Source organism: Streptomyces sp. DT2A-34 (genome assembly GCF_030499515.1).
Taxonomy (GTDB): Bacteria; Actinomycetota; Actinomycetes; order Streptomycetales; family Streptomycetaceae; genus Streptomyces.
This window is the reverse complement of the sequence record NZ_JASTWJ010000001.1, coordinates 2842043-2855473: the sequence shown is the minus strand read 5'-3', so window position 1 is coordinate 2855473 and position 13431 is coordinate 2842043. Positions and strand designations below refer to the sequence as shown.

Here is a 13431-nt window from a genome sequence, read left to right as displayed (position 1 = left end):
TTCTTGGGAATCGTGCTCAGGCATCTGGGAAGTGCTTCCTCGGGACTCGGGTCCGGTCGACCCCGGCCTGGGACCAGGGCGGGGTCGGCGTGCGAGCGGCATGCGACGGACGCGTGGGGGTACGGACACGGCTGACGGGCCCCAGAGGGGGCGGGCATGGTCCCACCAGTGGGCCGGCATGGCGGGTAAGGGTCACCGGACCCCGGTCGGTGCGAACGGCGGGACCGGGACCGGGAACGTCATCTCGCTGCGAGCTCGCCGACCACGGAGAGGGTGCCGCCGAGGTACGCCTCGCGGGAGGCGCGGCGCTGGATCTTCCCGCTGGAGGTCTTGGGGATGGTGCCGGGGCGGACCAGGACGACGTCGCGCACCGACAGCCCGTGGGCCTCGCCGATGGCGTTGCGGATCTCGCGGGTGATGCTGCCGGACTCGTCCGCCGACTCCGGGGCCACCTCGGCGACGATGACGGGCTGTTCGCCTCCCGTCCCGTGCTCCCCCACCTCCACGGGGAACGCGGCGATGCAGCCGGGCCGCAGGGCCGGGTGGGACAACTCCGCCGACAGTTCCAGGTCCTGGGGGTAGTGGTTGCGGCCGTCGATCACCATCAGGTCCTTCAGCCGCCCCGTGACGAACAGCTCACCATCGCGCAGGAAACCGAGGTCACCGGTCCGCAGGAAGCGGGTGGAGCCGTCCTCCAGGACGGCCCGGAAGACCTCGCGGGTAGCGACGGCGTTGCGCCAGTAGCCCTTGGCGACGCTGTCACTCGCGACCCAGATCTCGCCGACCTCGCCCTCAGGGAGTGCCTTGTGCCGCTCGGGGTCGGCGATCACCACGTTCATGCCGGGCCCCGGCCGCCCGGAGCTGACGGCCGCCGCGTCCGCCGCGCCCGCGTGCGGGCCGTTCTCGTCGGCCGCGAGCAGGTTCGGCGGCGTGCCGACGGTGTGGCCGGTGACCATCAGGGTGGCCTCGGCCAGCCCGTAGCAGGGGTAGAGGGCCTCGCGCCGGAAACCGGCCGCCCCGCCGAAGGTCTCGGCGAACCGGCGCAGGGTCGCGGCCCGCACCGGTTCGGCACCGTTGAAGGCGACCTTCCACCGGCTCAGGTCGAGCCGGTCGAGGAATTCGGGCGTGGCGTGCTTCAGGCACAGTTCGAAGGCGAAGTTCGGACCGCCGCTGGTGTGCGGGCGGTACTTCGTGATGGCGGTCAGCCAGCGCTCGGGTTTCTGCAGGAAGTGCAGTGGTGAGAAGAGCGTGCTCGTCGCACCGAGGTACAGGGTGTTCAGGACGGGGAGGATGAGACCCATGTCGTGGTAGACGGGCAGCCAGCTGACGAACAGTTCGTTGTCGTGCTCCGCGAGCGCCTCCGGCGTGTGGCCCATCCGCTCCGTGAGGACACGCTCGTTGTCCACGAGGTTGCCATGCGTCACCATCACACCGCGCGGGGCCGAGGTGGAGCCGGATGTGTACTGGAGGAACGCGACCGAGTCGGCGCCGAGGTCGGGCTCGCGCCAGGACGCGGCCAGGTCGTCGGGGATGTCGTCGGTGACGACGCGGGTGATCTCGGCCAGTTCGGGCAGGTGCTCGGCCATGGTCGCGAGGGCCTCGGACACGCCACGGCCGCTGAGGATCACCTTGGCGTCGGCGTCGGAGATCAGGCGCTTCATACGGGTGAGGGCCCGGTGGTTCTGCGACCGCCCCTGCGGAGGCACGCCCGGTACGGCGACGACCCCGGCCGCGAGACAGCCCAGATACCCCGCGATGAACTCGATGCCCGGGGGATAGAGGAGTATCACGCGGGAGCCGGCGAGGCCGTGCTCCTGTAACCAGGCGGCGATGGCCTGTGCCCGGCCCGCCAGACGCGCGTACGAGATGTCCTGGATCTCCCCGTCACTGTCGCCGGTGACCAGGTAGCGGTAGGCGGTCCGGTCGGGATGACGTGAGGCGTGGGCGGACAGTGAATCGACGAGGGAATGAGCCATGTGCATGCTCCACCTGTCATGCAGACGCACCCCTGCGGCAACGGAGACCACAGGAGTACGTCGAGTGTGCGTTGACACCAGCAGTATCCGCAGCGCTCCCCTTGACTAGTCAACAACTTGCCTTTTTTCCTAGGGAAGTTGCGCAGTAACCTGGCGCAAAGGCAGTGCACTGATGGCCAGTTGTGGATCACAGCCTTCGCAAAACAGTCGGGGCGGTGGCTGTGACCTGGGCTTTGTGGGCGCCTGTCAGTGCGGTGACGACCACGGCCGGCACGAGGTTGATGCCGGCGCTGTCCCGGTTGTGCGCCATCACGCTGCACTGGCCCGCGGTCGCCGTGAGCAGGCTGCCGGATAGCTTGATCTGCCGGCGACGGCGGGGACCGGTCTTGGGGTCGCGGGCTTCGACGAGGGTGACGGAGCTGGTGACGACGCGAATGTCCTCGGCCTCGGCGGCGGCCGGCCATTCGGTGAGCGAGGGTGGGCTGACCTGCTCATTCTTCAGTCGCTGGCATGCGACGGGTGCGGGGTGCGCTGGGGGAGCGCTTCAGCGCAGGGTGGTGTGGGGACTTGGTGGTGACCGGACTGGTCCGGCGGGATCCGGGTCTGATCGCGTTCCCGCCGGACGCGCCCCTCATGCCAGCCGGGCGCCGAGTTGCTCGGCGACTTCACCCACATGCGGATCGTTGAGGATCGAGAAGTGGGTGCCAGGTGCCTGGCGGACGTCGACCGTTCCCTCGTAGAGGGCGCCGATCCGTTCGCGTACCCGTTCGACTGCCGCCTCGTCGGCGCCGGCCTTGAATACGATGGCGTCGCACGCCACCGGGCGGGGCACGTGACGGAGCATCGCGCGGACGCTCCGCTGGAAGGCGCGGCGGTAGACGCGCTGGCCGTCGCCCATCCGCTGGATGTCCGGGCGTCGGCCCAGCGCCGCCTGTGCCTGGTACCGCAGCCCTTGGGCGAGCAGCGTCGGCACGGTGTACTGGGGGCGGCCGTGCGTGTCGACCTGGTCTTTTGTCTTGCGCTCCTGATAGTTGGTGAGCTCGTGGGATGCCTATGAGCGGAGGGGAGCGCAAGGGGAGCGCAATCAGGATCGATGGCCAAGGTCTGTGACCTGGGGTTTTGTGGCCAAAGCGGCAGCCACGGCGGCCATCGCGCGTCGCTGTTCCCGCGCCAGGGCCACACTCGACTTCTGGCGCTGTGAGCAGGCAGAAGACGGGGATCCAGGGACTGTCCGTCGTGCTCTCGGCGGGTATGAAGACAGGTGTCACCATCACGGCGAGCCCGAAACGGCCCTGTACGTGCTCGGCGGCGTCGGCCGTCGGTGGGTCGGCGACCGGCTGGGACCAGGCCCGCGAGCGTTCCGGGACACTTCGTCGTCGTTGCGCCAGGTGTGGTGCACTAGAAGGAGAAGGGCAGTGACACCGGGCCGGTGCGGATGTGCGTCGTACACAGCACACAGGAGGCCATCGTCGTGAACCTTGATGACTGCCCCTACGCACCCGCGCATGGCTCGGACCCCGCCCAGGGCCGGAGGGCCCATGGGCATGCACGTATGAACCGCCTCGGAGCCTGTGGAGCACCCACGATCACCTGATGAATCGCGCGACGCAATCTCGGGGTAACCGTCCGCAGCCGACTTCGGCTCCGAGCCCGGTCACCTGCTCCTTCCCAGGAGCCGCAACCAAGGACAGGCGATGAAGCCGCCTCCATTCACGTACTGCGATCCCGAATCCGTCGATGAGGCCGTCGCGCTCAAGAGCGAGTACGGCAACGACTCCCTCGTCCTCGCGGGAGGACAGAGCCTTCTCCCCATGCTCAACATGCGGCTTGCCAGGCCGGAGGCACTGATCGACATCAACAAGATCGGTGACCTGCAGAAGATCGAGCGCCGGGCCGACATCCTGGAGGTGGGCGCCGGGGTTCGGCAGTACGAGTTGGAGGACCACCCGCTGGTCGGCGAACTGGTCCCGCTGCTGCCGGAGGCCACCGGCTACATCGGCCACATCGAGAACCGCCACCGCGGCACGGTGGGCGGCAGCCTGGCGCACGCCGACTCCGCTGCCGAACTGCCCTGCACGGCGGTGGCGCTCGACGCGACGGTGGTCGTGCACGGGGCGTCGGGCACCCGCACCATCGCGGCCCAGGACTTCTTCCAGGGCCGGATGACCACGGCCCTGGAGCCAGAGGAGGTCCTCGTCGCCATCCGCTACCCGGTGACGCCGTGGACCGCGGGCCACGGCTTCGTGGAGGTGTCCCGGCGCGTGGGCGACCTTGCGCTCGCCGGCGCCGCCGCGGTGGTGAACCTCGACGAGGACGGCCGCTTCACCTCCGTCTCCGTCGGCGTCCTGGGTATCTCCGACACGACGGTCCGCGCTTCCGCGGTGGAGAGCGCGCTGATCGGTGAGGCCCCGACCGAGGAGAACATCGCCAGGGCCGCAAAGGAGATCGTTCCCTCGGTGACCTCGGGGGACGACCTGCACGCCACGCGCGCCTACCGCCGGCACCTCGCCTCCGTCGTGGTGTCGCGCGCGATCACCGCGGCCGTGGCGCGCGCCCACGAGAGGAGCAACGGGAAGTGACGACCTCGACCGCCGCCAAGTACGGCACTGCCCGCCGGACCGTGACCATGCGCGTCAACGGGCGGGGCGTGACCCGCGAGGTGTCGACGCGCACCACGCTCGCCGACTTCCTGCGCGACGAACTCGACCTGGTCAGCGTGCATATCGGATGCGAGCACGGCGAGTGCGGATGCTGCAACGTCCTCTTCGACGGCCACTCCGTGCGCTCCTGCCTGATGCTGGCCGTCCAGGGGGACGGGCACGCGGTCGAGACCGTCGAAAGCCTGTCCGTCGACCCGACGGAGCTGCACCCCATCCAGGAGTCCTTCGCCGAGGAGCAGGGGCTGCAGTGCGGCTTCTGCACGCCCGCGATGGTGCTGCGTACCAAGGAGATCATCGAGACCGGTCATGCGATGACCGATGCCGAGGTGCGTCACGAGATCTCCGGGATCCTGTGCCGCTGCACCGGCTACCAGAACATCGTCAACGCGGTCCAGTCCGCCGGCGCCAAACTCCGCGGCGGTGCGGTCGGGGCCGACCGCGGCGAGGCGATGGCCGACGGCGCCGGGGGAGGTCGTTCCTGATGACCACCGAGCACACGGACACCGCCCAGAAGCCCGGCTACAGGTACATCGGCAAGGACCGCAAGCGGGTCGAGGACCCTCGGCTGCTGGTCGGCCGCGGCGGGTACATCGCCGACCTCAAACTGCCGGGCATGCTGCACGCCGCGATCCTGCGCAGCCCCGTACCGCACGCGTGGATCAGGTCCGTCGACGCCACCGAGGCACTGAAGCTGCCGGGAGTCGTCGCCGTGCTCACCGGCGAGGACTGCAAGGCCAAGATGAACCCCTGCATGAACTTCGGCCCGGCCACCATCGCGCAGTATCCGCTGGCCGTGGACAAGGTCCGCTACGTCGGCGAGGCCGTGGCGGCCGTCGTCGCGGAGAGCAGATACCTCGCCGAGGACGGCGTGGACCTGCTGGAGGTCGACTACGAGGACCTCCCGCCGGTCACCGATCCCATGGCGGCCATGGAGCCCGAGTCCGCCGTGCTGCACGAGGAGCACGGCAGCAACATCGGCTGCGAGCGGACCTTCGAGTTCGGCGATGTGAACGCCGCGTTCGCCGGGGCCGACCTCGTCGTCGAGGACACCCTGCACTGGGGCCGCTCCGCCGGAATGCCGATGGAGACCGCGGGCGCGGTTGCCCAGCCCGGCTTCAACGGCGTACTGGAGATCTACTGCAACTCGCTCAACTTCAGCTACTTCGCCTTCCTGATCGCGGGCGCGCTGAGGGTTCCGTCGAACAAGCTGACCATGAAGCCGGTTCCGGCGGGTGGCAGCTTCGGCAGCAAGCTCGCCGCGCACAAGGTACCCACCCTCGCCGGCTTCCTGGCGCTGCGGGTGGGTCGCCCGGTGTCGTACGTCGAGGACCGGATCGACCACATCGTGAACTCGGACCACCACGGGTGCGACCGCTTCTACGAAGCCCGCATGGGCTTTCGCGCTGACGGCACGATCGTCGGTCTCGACATCGACGTCGTCGACGACTACGGCGCCTACATGCAGTTCGGCGTCGGCCACCACGGCAACGCCTTCTCCCAGGTCGTCGGCCCTTACCGGTTCCGGGACGTGAGGTACCGACTGCGGGCCGTGCTCACCGACAAGTGCCAGCAGGGCGCCTACCGCGGCTTCGGCTCGGAGGTGCACAACTGGGTGCTGGAACGGCTGGTCGACTCCGGGGCGGCCCGGCTCGGGCTCGCTCCGGAGGAGATCCGCCGCCGCAACTTCATCCAGCCCGACCAGTTCCCGTACACGATCCCCGGCGGCAACGTCTACGACAGCGGTGACTACCCAGCCGTACTGGACAAGGCACTGTCGATGATCGACCTGGACAGGTGGCGCGCCGAACAGAAGCGGCTGTGGGCTCAGGAGGGCCGCTGCATCGGCATCGGCCTGGCCACCACCCAGGAGCGCAGCGTCTTCAGCTCCACCGAGTTCTGGTCCCTGGTGGAAAAGCCCGTCCTGCCCGTCACCTCCAGCCCCGAGAGCGCGACGGTGACGATCGACCCCACCGGGCAGTTCCAACTCTTGCTGCACTGCCAGTCGATGTGGGGCAACAGCCCCGAGACGGTGGGCGCCACCGTCCTCGCCGAGGAGTTCGGGATCCCGCCGGAGAGCGTCAACGTCCGGTATGCCGACTCCGCCCACGCGCTGCCCAGCACGGGCCCGGGCGGCAGCCGCTACACCGTCATGGTGGCCGGAGCGATCCGGGGCGCGTCGCGCAAGCTGCGGAAGAAACTCATCCACATCGCCGCGCACACCCTCGACGTGGCCGCGGAGGACCTCGAACTCGTCGACGCCCGCGTGCAGGTCAGAGACGCACCGGAGACCGGGCTGACCCTCGCGGAGCTCGCGGGCACCGCCTACTTCTTCGCGCTCAGCCTGCCCGAGGGCATGACAAGCGGACTGGAGGAGTCCTACACCTACGACCATCCGTACACGACGCTGCCGGCACCGGACGGCTCGGACTTCGGCGTCTTCTACCCGATCATGGGCCATGCCTGCCACATCGCGGTCCTGGAAATCGACCCCGACACCGGGATCCCCTCCTTCCTCGACTACGTGGCCGTGCACGACGCCGGGACGATCGTGAACCCCAAGAGCCTGGGCGGCCACGTCACCGGCGGCGCCACGCAGGGCATCGGGACCACGCTCTACGAGGAACTGGCTTACGACGGGGACGGGCAGTTCTTGTCCTCGACCTTCAGGGACTACCTGATCCCCACCGCGGGCGAGGTCCCGCCGTTCCGCATCGGGCACGTCGAGACGCCTTCGCCGTTCACCGAGTACGGCATCAAGGGCGGCGGCGAGGGCGGCCGCATGGTGGCCCCGGCGGCCGTGTCGGCGGCCATCGACGACGCCCTGCGGGAGTACGGGATGCGGGTTCGGCAGCTACCGGTCAAGCCCTCGGACATCGTGGCAGCGATACGGGCCGGCACCGTCCGGGCGTAGGCGGGCTGATGTCCGCCACCGGCGCCGGTCGACAGATCAATGGGCGAGCGGAAGGTCCTGCTCGGTCCAGATGCATTTGCCCTCGTCGAGATGGCGAGTGCCCCACCGCTGAGAGAGAGCGGCCACCAGGTGCAGGCCCCGGCCGCCTTCGTCGGTGTATGCGGCGCGCCGGATGCGCGGGCTGGTGAGGCTGCCGTCATAGACCTCGCAGATCAGCGACCGGCTGCGCAGCAGGCGCACGCGCATGGGGCCGCTGGCATGCCGGATCACGTTGCCGACCAATTCGCTCACCAGGAGCTCGGTGGTCATGGCGAGATCGTCCAGACCCCAGACGGCCAGCTGGCTGCGGACGTATTCCCGGGCCTGGCCGGCTGCTCGCGGGTCGTCCGGAAGGCTGCACGAGGCGACGCTGTCGGCAGGTGTGCCTCGGGTGTGGGCCACGAGGAGGACCGCGTCGTCGTTGGTCTGCTCACGGTCGGGCAGCAAAACCGAGACGATGACGTCGCAAAGGTCATCGAGGCACCTGGTGTCACCGTGCTGGGTGCCGGTCGGGAAGAACGAGGGCCGGGCCACGGCCCTCGCCAGTGTCTGCCTGAGCTGAGCCAATCCCTGGTCGATGTCCCGGGTGGCGGATTCGACGAGGCCGTCCGTGCAGAACACGAGAAGGCTCTCGTCCGGCAGGTGCAGCTCGTGCGTCTCGAAGGGAGGTTCGGCGGCGCCCAGCGGCGGGTCGCTGGCCAGCTCCGGGCAGTGGACCGTCCCATCGGGATAGACGATGACAGGTGGGAGATGACCGGCCAAGGAGAGCGAGCAGATACGGGTGACGGGGTCGAACACGGCGTAGGAGCAGGTGGCGTACTTGTCGTCGCCGAGGTCGGAGACGAGTTCGTTGAGGTGGCTGAGCAGCTCGTTTGGATCCAGTTCGAGGTCGGCAAGGGCGCGGACCGCCGTGCGCAGCTGCCCCATGACGGCGGCTTCGGCGATGCCGTGCCCCATGACGTCGCCGATCACGATGGCGACCCGATCGCCGGACAGCGGGATCAGGTCGTACCAGTCACCGCCGACCTCTTCGCCTTTCCCCGCGGGCATGTAGCGAGCGGCGGCGCAGACGGCCGACAGGGAGGGCAGTGTCCTGGGGAGCAGACCGCGCTGGAGTTCCTGGGCGCGGGTGTGCTCCACGTCGTACAGCCGGGCCCGATCCAGTGCCTGCGCGATCAGCCCGCTCAGGGCTATCAGCAGGGTGCGTTCCTCCTCGCTGAAGGAGCGCGGCCGAGAGAAGGAGACGACACAGCAACCGATCGCGTGCCCGGAGGCGATGAGAGGCAGGAACGCCCATGCGCTCTTGGTCGACGCGGCCACAAAGCCCTCGAACTGGGGATAGAGCTGAACATATTCGGCAGGCGACTCGACGAATCCGGGAGTGCGGGTGCGGAGCGTTTCGGCGATCGCCATGTGGCTCGTGAGCGAGATCCCGCTGATCTGGCGCAGGAATTCCTCTGTGTATCCGACGGATCCGACCACGTGCAGCCGGCCACCCTCAAGCGCGTTGACCACCAGCCCGTCGGCGCCGAAGGGCGGCAGGACACGCTCCGCGACGGCCTTTACCACGTCGCTGGATGTGACGGCTTCGGCCAGCGCCGCCGTCAGTTCACTCATCCGGGCGGTTCGCCCAGCCGCGACCCTCCTCCGGCCTCCGGCCGGGGGACCCCCATCTCGCTTCGCTCGCCGACCGATCGCTCGGCTCCCTCTGGTCGTTCGTCGGTGACACCGGCGAAGTAGATCGTCAGCCCGCCGCCCTGCAAGGGGACCAGCCGGACACGGCGGACGCGCTGATCGGTCGGCCCGTGGAGATCGAAACCGATCGGCTTCCTCTCGGCGGACGCCCGCCGGCACTGGGCTTCGAGACCGGGTGCGCGTCCTACGGGAATATCCCAGAGAGCGCTGCCCAGCATCGTCCGGCCGGGGCCGAGGAGACGCTCGGCCTCCTCGTTGACGAAGGTGATCCGCCAGTCCTCGTCCACCGCCAGGAATCCTTCGTCCATGTCACGAAGGGCGGCGACGGCCGGATCCCCCGTGGCTTGTGCGTGAGCCGGGCCCCACAGCGTGCCGACCATACGGGCAGAGGTGCCGTCCTCACCCGGCACCATGTGGCCGCGCGCTCGCACCCACCCGAATGTGCCGTCGCTGTGGTGCACTCGGTATTCGGTGTCGTGCGCCGTCCCGCTGTCGTACGCCTCACGGATGTCGGCCGTGAACGTCGGCAGATCCTCAATGCCCGGAAGGTGCCAGCAGAGGTCCGCGCTCTCGTCGAACGCTTGCAGCGACTCGCCGGACATGTCGATGACCGGCTGGGTGAGCGTTACGGAACCGGCCGCGGCGTCGTACTCCCAATGCCTGATCGCAAGCGCGCGGGGTATCTCCCCACCGGGCCAGTCGATCGTCGGCGGCTCCCCGGGCGCCGAGACGACACCCGACGGCGTAGCGTGACGTTTCTCCAGGTGTCCGGCCGCCCACATCGCCACGGAGCCGAGAAAGGACCGCTGCGCGGGATCCGGCTCGTCGGGCCCTGCCGTGAGCACGGACAGCGCACCGACTCGCCCGCTGGTACCGAGCAGCGGCACTGCCGCAGTGCCGGAGGCCCCGATCCCCAGGCTGTCCTCGGCCACCCAGACGAAGGCGCCGCTGCGCAAGGCGCGTGCGGGGGGCACGTCCTCGTCCGCACGGAGATTCGCCCATGCCCCGGCGAGTTCCGGCGCAAGTCCGCTGGCCGCCACCAAGCGCAACCGATCAGAACCGGGGTCGCGCCAGTGCACCAAGCCGCCGAGGCCACCCAGGTCAGCGGTCACCTGCTGAAGGGCCACGTTCAGTGCCTCGGCCATCGACAGATCGTGGTCGCTGGCCGCCAGCAACCGTAGCCGCATCGCCTCCGGCTGCTCGATGCGGCTCATGGGCCTCGCGTTCCCAGCCGTCACCGCATCTCCTGAAAGGTCGCGTGTGAAGCCCCGCCGTGGAATGCCCCACCATCGGGCACCGTGGGGCACTGCTGTCGCAGATTGGAGATTCTCCCAATTGACCTACATACACTGTATCGCTGGCTCTGTCCCGTAATCGGTGGCAGCTGTGCATCACCTCGGGCCGGGCCGAGGGATGCTTGAGGTCAATCGGGTGTGGCGGAGAAGGGTGATCTGGTCCGGGTGGCGGCGCGTCGCTGATGCCACCGTGGCCGTACCGCGCCGAGCTGTACGACGGCCAGGACCCGACCGACTTCCTCATGGGCGTGCTCGTGCCTTCGGCCGACTACTGGCCGCGAGTACGCGAGGTCCTCGACCGCCACGGCATCCTGCACACCGTCGGCGCCGCCGGATCCTCACCAGCCGCAGCCCGGCAATGGCGTCCCCCGGCCCGGAGCGCAAGTCCAGGGCGGCCCGCCAGCTGTGATGCCTGAGGGCCTCCGGTCCCACGAAGCCGTCGACCGTCTGCCGCTGCGCTCACCGAGGTGAGGGGGCGAGGAGCTCGCGAGTTCTGAGCGCCGCCTCGCCTGTGCGGTCTCGACAACCTGTGACGGCATGGTGTCGGCAAGGGGCTGTCCACGTGCTCGCATTGCTTCGCCGAGGAACGGGGAGCGCGGACGCCTTCGGACCGTGCAACACGGGATGCGGACAGCCGGCCCGCGGCATGGGCTCTGATCTGGGAAAACGGGATCTGGTACGACAGCATGGCACAGCCCAGCACGACCTCTGGCGGCCTCGTAATGCGCAGGTCTGCGGTTCCGAACCCCTAAGAAGCTGTTGTCTTTCCGAGAGTGACGGGTGCGTTTCCGCTGGTCAGGCATAGGGGTGGTGTTTCGGCGGCAGGGACGAGGTGTCGTGTCGTCTCTTCGGTGGAGGTGCCGGGATGCCGTCGGTAATGGGGTTGCTGGAGGAGCGCGAACGCGCTGCTCGGCAGCGAGTGGAGGCCCTTCAGACCGAGCTGCGGGAGGCGGAGGCCGTGTGGGAGCGGTTCGTGATCGCCCGTGAGACGGTGGGCGAGGTTCTGGCGGAGCCCCGCGGAGGCGAGGAGGTACCGCCAGTCGTGATGGCCGGCGGGCGGCCGGTGAAGGTCACGGCGGCGGTGCCCGGTTCGGTGGTGCCGCACTGGCAGGCAGGGCTTGGCCCGACGGTTCTGGCGCCGGACTATCAGCAGATCATGGACGTCCTGGCCGGTGGGAGTGCGTCGTGCGAAAAGGCGATGGACTGTCGGCAACTCGCGGCGGCAGTCGGGCTGGAGCCGGTCCCGGCGAAGGTGGAAGGGGTGCGGTCGAAGGCGAAGCGACTGGCCGCGCGGGGCTGGCTGGCAGAGGAACGGCCGGGGCTGTTCAGCGTGCCCGTCGGACGAGCCGACGGCTCATGACCATGCTCATCGACCACCGGATCACCGCCTCCGAGGTGTCGGTGCGCGTCTCGTAGTCGCGGGCCAGACGGCGTGAGTGCATCAGCCAGGCGAACGTGCGCTCCACCAGCCACCTCTTCGGCAACACGGTGAAGCCGCTGGTGTCGTCGCTGCGTTTGACCACCGTCAGCGCGATGCGCAGGACACCACCGACGAAGTCGACCAGGCGCCCGGTATAGCCGCCGTCGGCCCACACCCGCGTGACGCGCCAGTGCCGATCGCGCAGCCTGGCCAGCAGCGTCTGCCCCGCGTCCCGGTCGGTGACCGAAGCCGCGGTCACCATCACGACCAGCAACAGCCCGAGGGTGTCCACCACGATGTGCCGCTTGCGGCCGTTGACCTTCTTTCCGCCGTCGAAGCCCCTGGTCGCGGCCGGCACCGATGCGGCTCCTCTCACCGACTGCGCGTCGATGACGCCCGCCGTCGGTTCCGGATCCTGGCCCGCAGCCTCGCGTACCCGGTCGCGCAGCCGGTCGTGGAACTCGGCGGCCAGGCCCTTGTCCCGCCAGCGCCGGAAGAAGGCGTAGACGCGGTCCCACGCGGGGAAGTCCGCGGGCATCGCCCGCCAGGTGATGCCGCCCGCGACCAGGTAGCGCACCGCGTCGACCATCTGCCGGTGGCAGTAGCCCTCCGGTTGCCCGCCGCGGCCCTCCAACCAGCCGGGGACCGGCATCGCGTCGCGCACGACCGCCCACTCCGCGTCGCTCATGTCGGACGGATATCTCGGCCGCCTGTACGGCTGATCACTGGCGTTCCCGAACCGGTGAGCGAGGCAATCACACGTCAGGGAAGCCGGGTTGGACGACAACGACGCCGGCACGGAAGACTGCAGCACCAGGGGCCTCCTGCTGCTCGGTTGGATTCGACACCCACGAGCTGTGCGGGAGGCCCCGCTTTCATGCTCAGCCAGCCAGAAGATCACCCGACCGAGTCGACGACCTCGAACTCACGCTCACCAAGATCGATAGAGCAACAGCTTCTAAGGCCTGGTCGGTCGGCCAGGCAGGTCTGGTTCACGACCATGCGAGGGTCGCCGCATTCCATGTGCGGGTGGCGGCGCCGCCGTTGAGGAGTGTGTCGGCGAATGCGGTGACCTGCCGGACGACGTCGGTGAAGCGTTCGGGGTAGCCGGGTGCGGCGGGACCCTGTCGGCGGCGCCAGGCGGTGTAGGAGCTCTGGCGACGCTCGCCGAGGTCGCTGATGGTGGAGCTGAGGGGGTTCAAGGTGATGCCGCGGTGTGCGGCGGTGGCGGTCAGCGCGGCGGTGAGTCCCTGGCCGTCGAGGTCGTTGAGGGTGAGCAGGCGGTAGAGGTCGCCGTAGTCGCGGTCGCGGGTGTTGAGGTCGCCGAAGGTGACATTCGCTTGGAACTTGAGCCGGGCCCGGGTGATGGAGGCGGCCATGGGCAGGCGCAGACCGTGGTACTCGTCCTCCTCGCGGATGGGGAACGGTCTTGAGC

11 protein-coding genes are annotated in these 13431 nt (G+C 69.2%); 5 read left to right on the top strand and 6 right to left on the bottom strand.

Going from position 1 to position 13431, the window contains the following annotated elements:
- Positions 1 to 239 precede the first annotated feature (239 nt).
- A complete protein-coding gene (locus tag QQM39_RS12375; RefSeq protein ID WP_301996739.1) occupies positions 240 to 1976 on the bottom strand; it encodes a fatty acyl-AMP ligase in 1737 nt (578 codons plus the stop codon).
- Between the two features lie 631 nt (positions 1977 to 2607).
- Positions 2608 to 2949 (bottom strand): hypothetical protein, encoded by a 342-nt coding sequence (locus QQM39_RS12370; RefSeq protein WP_301996738.1) that lies wholly within the window; start codon positions 2947 to 2949, stop codon positions 2608 to 2610.
- Positions 2950 to 3670: 721 nt separating this feature from the next.
- On the opposite strand from QQM39_RS12370, the gene QQM39_RS12365 reads away from it, so the two are divergent.
- The 3 genes from QQM39_RS12365 to QQM39_RS12355 are packed head-to-tail and all read left to right on the top strand — an operon-like array spanning position 3671 to position 7547.
- On the top strand, positions 3671 to 4555 hold the full coding sequence (locus QQM39_RS12365; protein ID WP_301996737.1) for a xanthine dehydrogenase family protein subunit M: 885 nt from the start codon (positions 3671 to 3673) through the stop codon (positions 4553 to 4555).
- Positions 4552 to 5118: a (2Fe-2S)-binding protein gene (locus QQM39_RS12360; RefSeq protein ID WP_301996736.1), complete on the top strand. Its 567-nt coding sequence runs from the start codon at positions 4552 to 4554 to the stop codon at positions 5116 to 5118. The genes QQM39_RS12365 and QQM39_RS12360 overlap by 4 nt, the downstream gene beginning before the upstream one ends.
- Positions 5118 to 7547, top strand: coding sequence for a xanthine dehydrogenase family protein molybdopterin-binding subunit (locus QQM39_RS12355; RefSeq protein ID WP_301996735.1), 2430 nt, complete (start codon positions 5118 to 5120; stop codon positions 7545 to 7547). The genes QQM39_RS12360 and QQM39_RS12355 overlap by 1 nt, the downstream gene beginning before the upstream one ends.
- A 36-nt stretch (positions 7548 to 7583) precedes the next feature.
- On the opposite strand, the gene QQM39_RS12350 is transcribed toward QQM39_RS12355, so the two are convergent.
- On the bottom strand, positions 7584 to 9203 hold the full coding sequence (locus tag QQM39_RS12350) for a SpoIIE family protein phosphatase (protein WP_301996734.1): 1620 nt from the start codon (positions 9201 to 9203) through the stop codon (positions 7584 to 7586).
- Entirely contained in the window at positions 9200 to 10495 is a 1296-nt protein-coding gene (locus QQM39_RS12345) for a PAS domain-containing protein (RefSeq protein WP_301996733.1), read from the bottom strand. The genes QQM39_RS12350 and QQM39_RS12345 overlap by 4 nt, the downstream gene beginning before the upstream one ends.
- 263 nt (positions 10496 to 10758) lie before the next feature.
- Between QQM39_RS12345 and QQM39_RS12340 the strand changes: the two genes are divergently transcribed.
- Together QQM39_RS12340 and QQM39_RS12335 are read left to right on the top strand one after the other, a co-directional pair.
- Positions 10759 to 10992 carry a hypothetical protein gene (locus QQM39_RS12340; RefSeq protein ID WP_301996732.1) on the top strand — a complete coding sequence of 78 codons (234 nt, stop codon included), beginning with the start codon at positions 10759 to 10761 and terminating at the stop codon, positions 10990 to 10992.
- Between the two features lie 449 nt (positions 10993 to 11441).
- Positions 11442 to 11936 (top strand): hypothetical protein, encoded by a 495-nt coding sequence (locus tag QQM39_RS12335; protein WP_301996731.1) that lies wholly within the window; start codon positions 11442 to 11444, stop codon positions 11934 to 11936.
- Here the strand turns inward: QQM39_RS12335 and QQM39_RS12330 are convergent.
- The gene (locus QQM39_RS12330) at positions 11902 to 12684 is read right to left on the bottom strand and encodes an IS5 family transposase (RefSeq protein WP_301996730.1); all 783 of its coding nucleotides are present in this window, start codon (positions 12682 to 12684) and stop codon (positions 11902 to 11904) included. The two genes, QQM39_RS12335 and QQM39_RS12330, sit on opposite strands and share 35 nt — an antisense overlap.
- 304 nt (positions 12685 to 12988) lie before the next feature.
- Positions 12989 to 13375: a nucleotidyl transferase AbiEii/AbiGii toxin family protein gene (locus QQM39_RS12325; RefSeq protein WP_301996729.1), complete on the bottom strand. Its 387-nt coding sequence runs from the start codon at positions 13373 to 13375 to the stop codon at positions 12989 to 12991.
- Positions 13376 to 13431 lie beyond the last annotated feature (56 nt).

Bases quoted from the DNA above. Each gene is read 5' to 3' on its own strand.
- QQM39_RS12375 (WP_301996739.1), bottom strand. From the start codon at position 1,976: ATGGCTCATTCCCTCGTCGATTCACTGTCCGCCCACGCCTCACGTCAT.
- QQM39_RS12365 (WP_301996737.1), top strand. From the start codon at position 3,671: ATGAAGCCGCCTCCATTCACGTACTGCGATCCCGAATCCGTCGATGAG.
- QQM39_RS12355 (WP_301996735.1), top strand. From the start codon at position 5,118: ATGACCACCGAGCACACGGACACCGCCCAGAAGCCCGGCTACAGGTAC.
- QQM39_RS12350 (WP_301996734.1), bottom strand. From the start codon at position 9,203: ATGAGTGAACTGACGGCGGCGCTGGCCGAAGCCGTCACATCCAGCGAC.
- QQM39_RS12345 (WP_301996733.1), bottom strand. From the start codon at position 10,495: ATGAGCCGCATCGAGCAGCCGGAGGCGATGCGGCTACGGTTGCTGGCG.
- QQM39_RS12340 (WP_301996732.1), top strand. From the start codon at position 10,759: ATGCCACCGTGGCCGTACCGCGCCGAGCTGTACGACGGCCAGGACCCG.
- QQM39_RS12335 (WP_301996731.1), top strand. From the start codon at position 11,442: ATGCCGTCGGTAATGGGGTTGCTGGAGGAGCGCGAACGCGCTGCTCGG.
- QQM39_RS12330 (WP_301996730.1), bottom strand. From the start codon at position 12,684: ATGAGCGACGCGGAGTGGGCGGTCGTGCGCGACGCGATGCCGGTCCCC.
- QQM39_RS12325 (WP_301996729.1), bottom strand. From the start codon at position 13,375: ATGGCCGCCTCCATCACCCGGGCCCGGCTCAAGTTCCAAGCGAATGTC.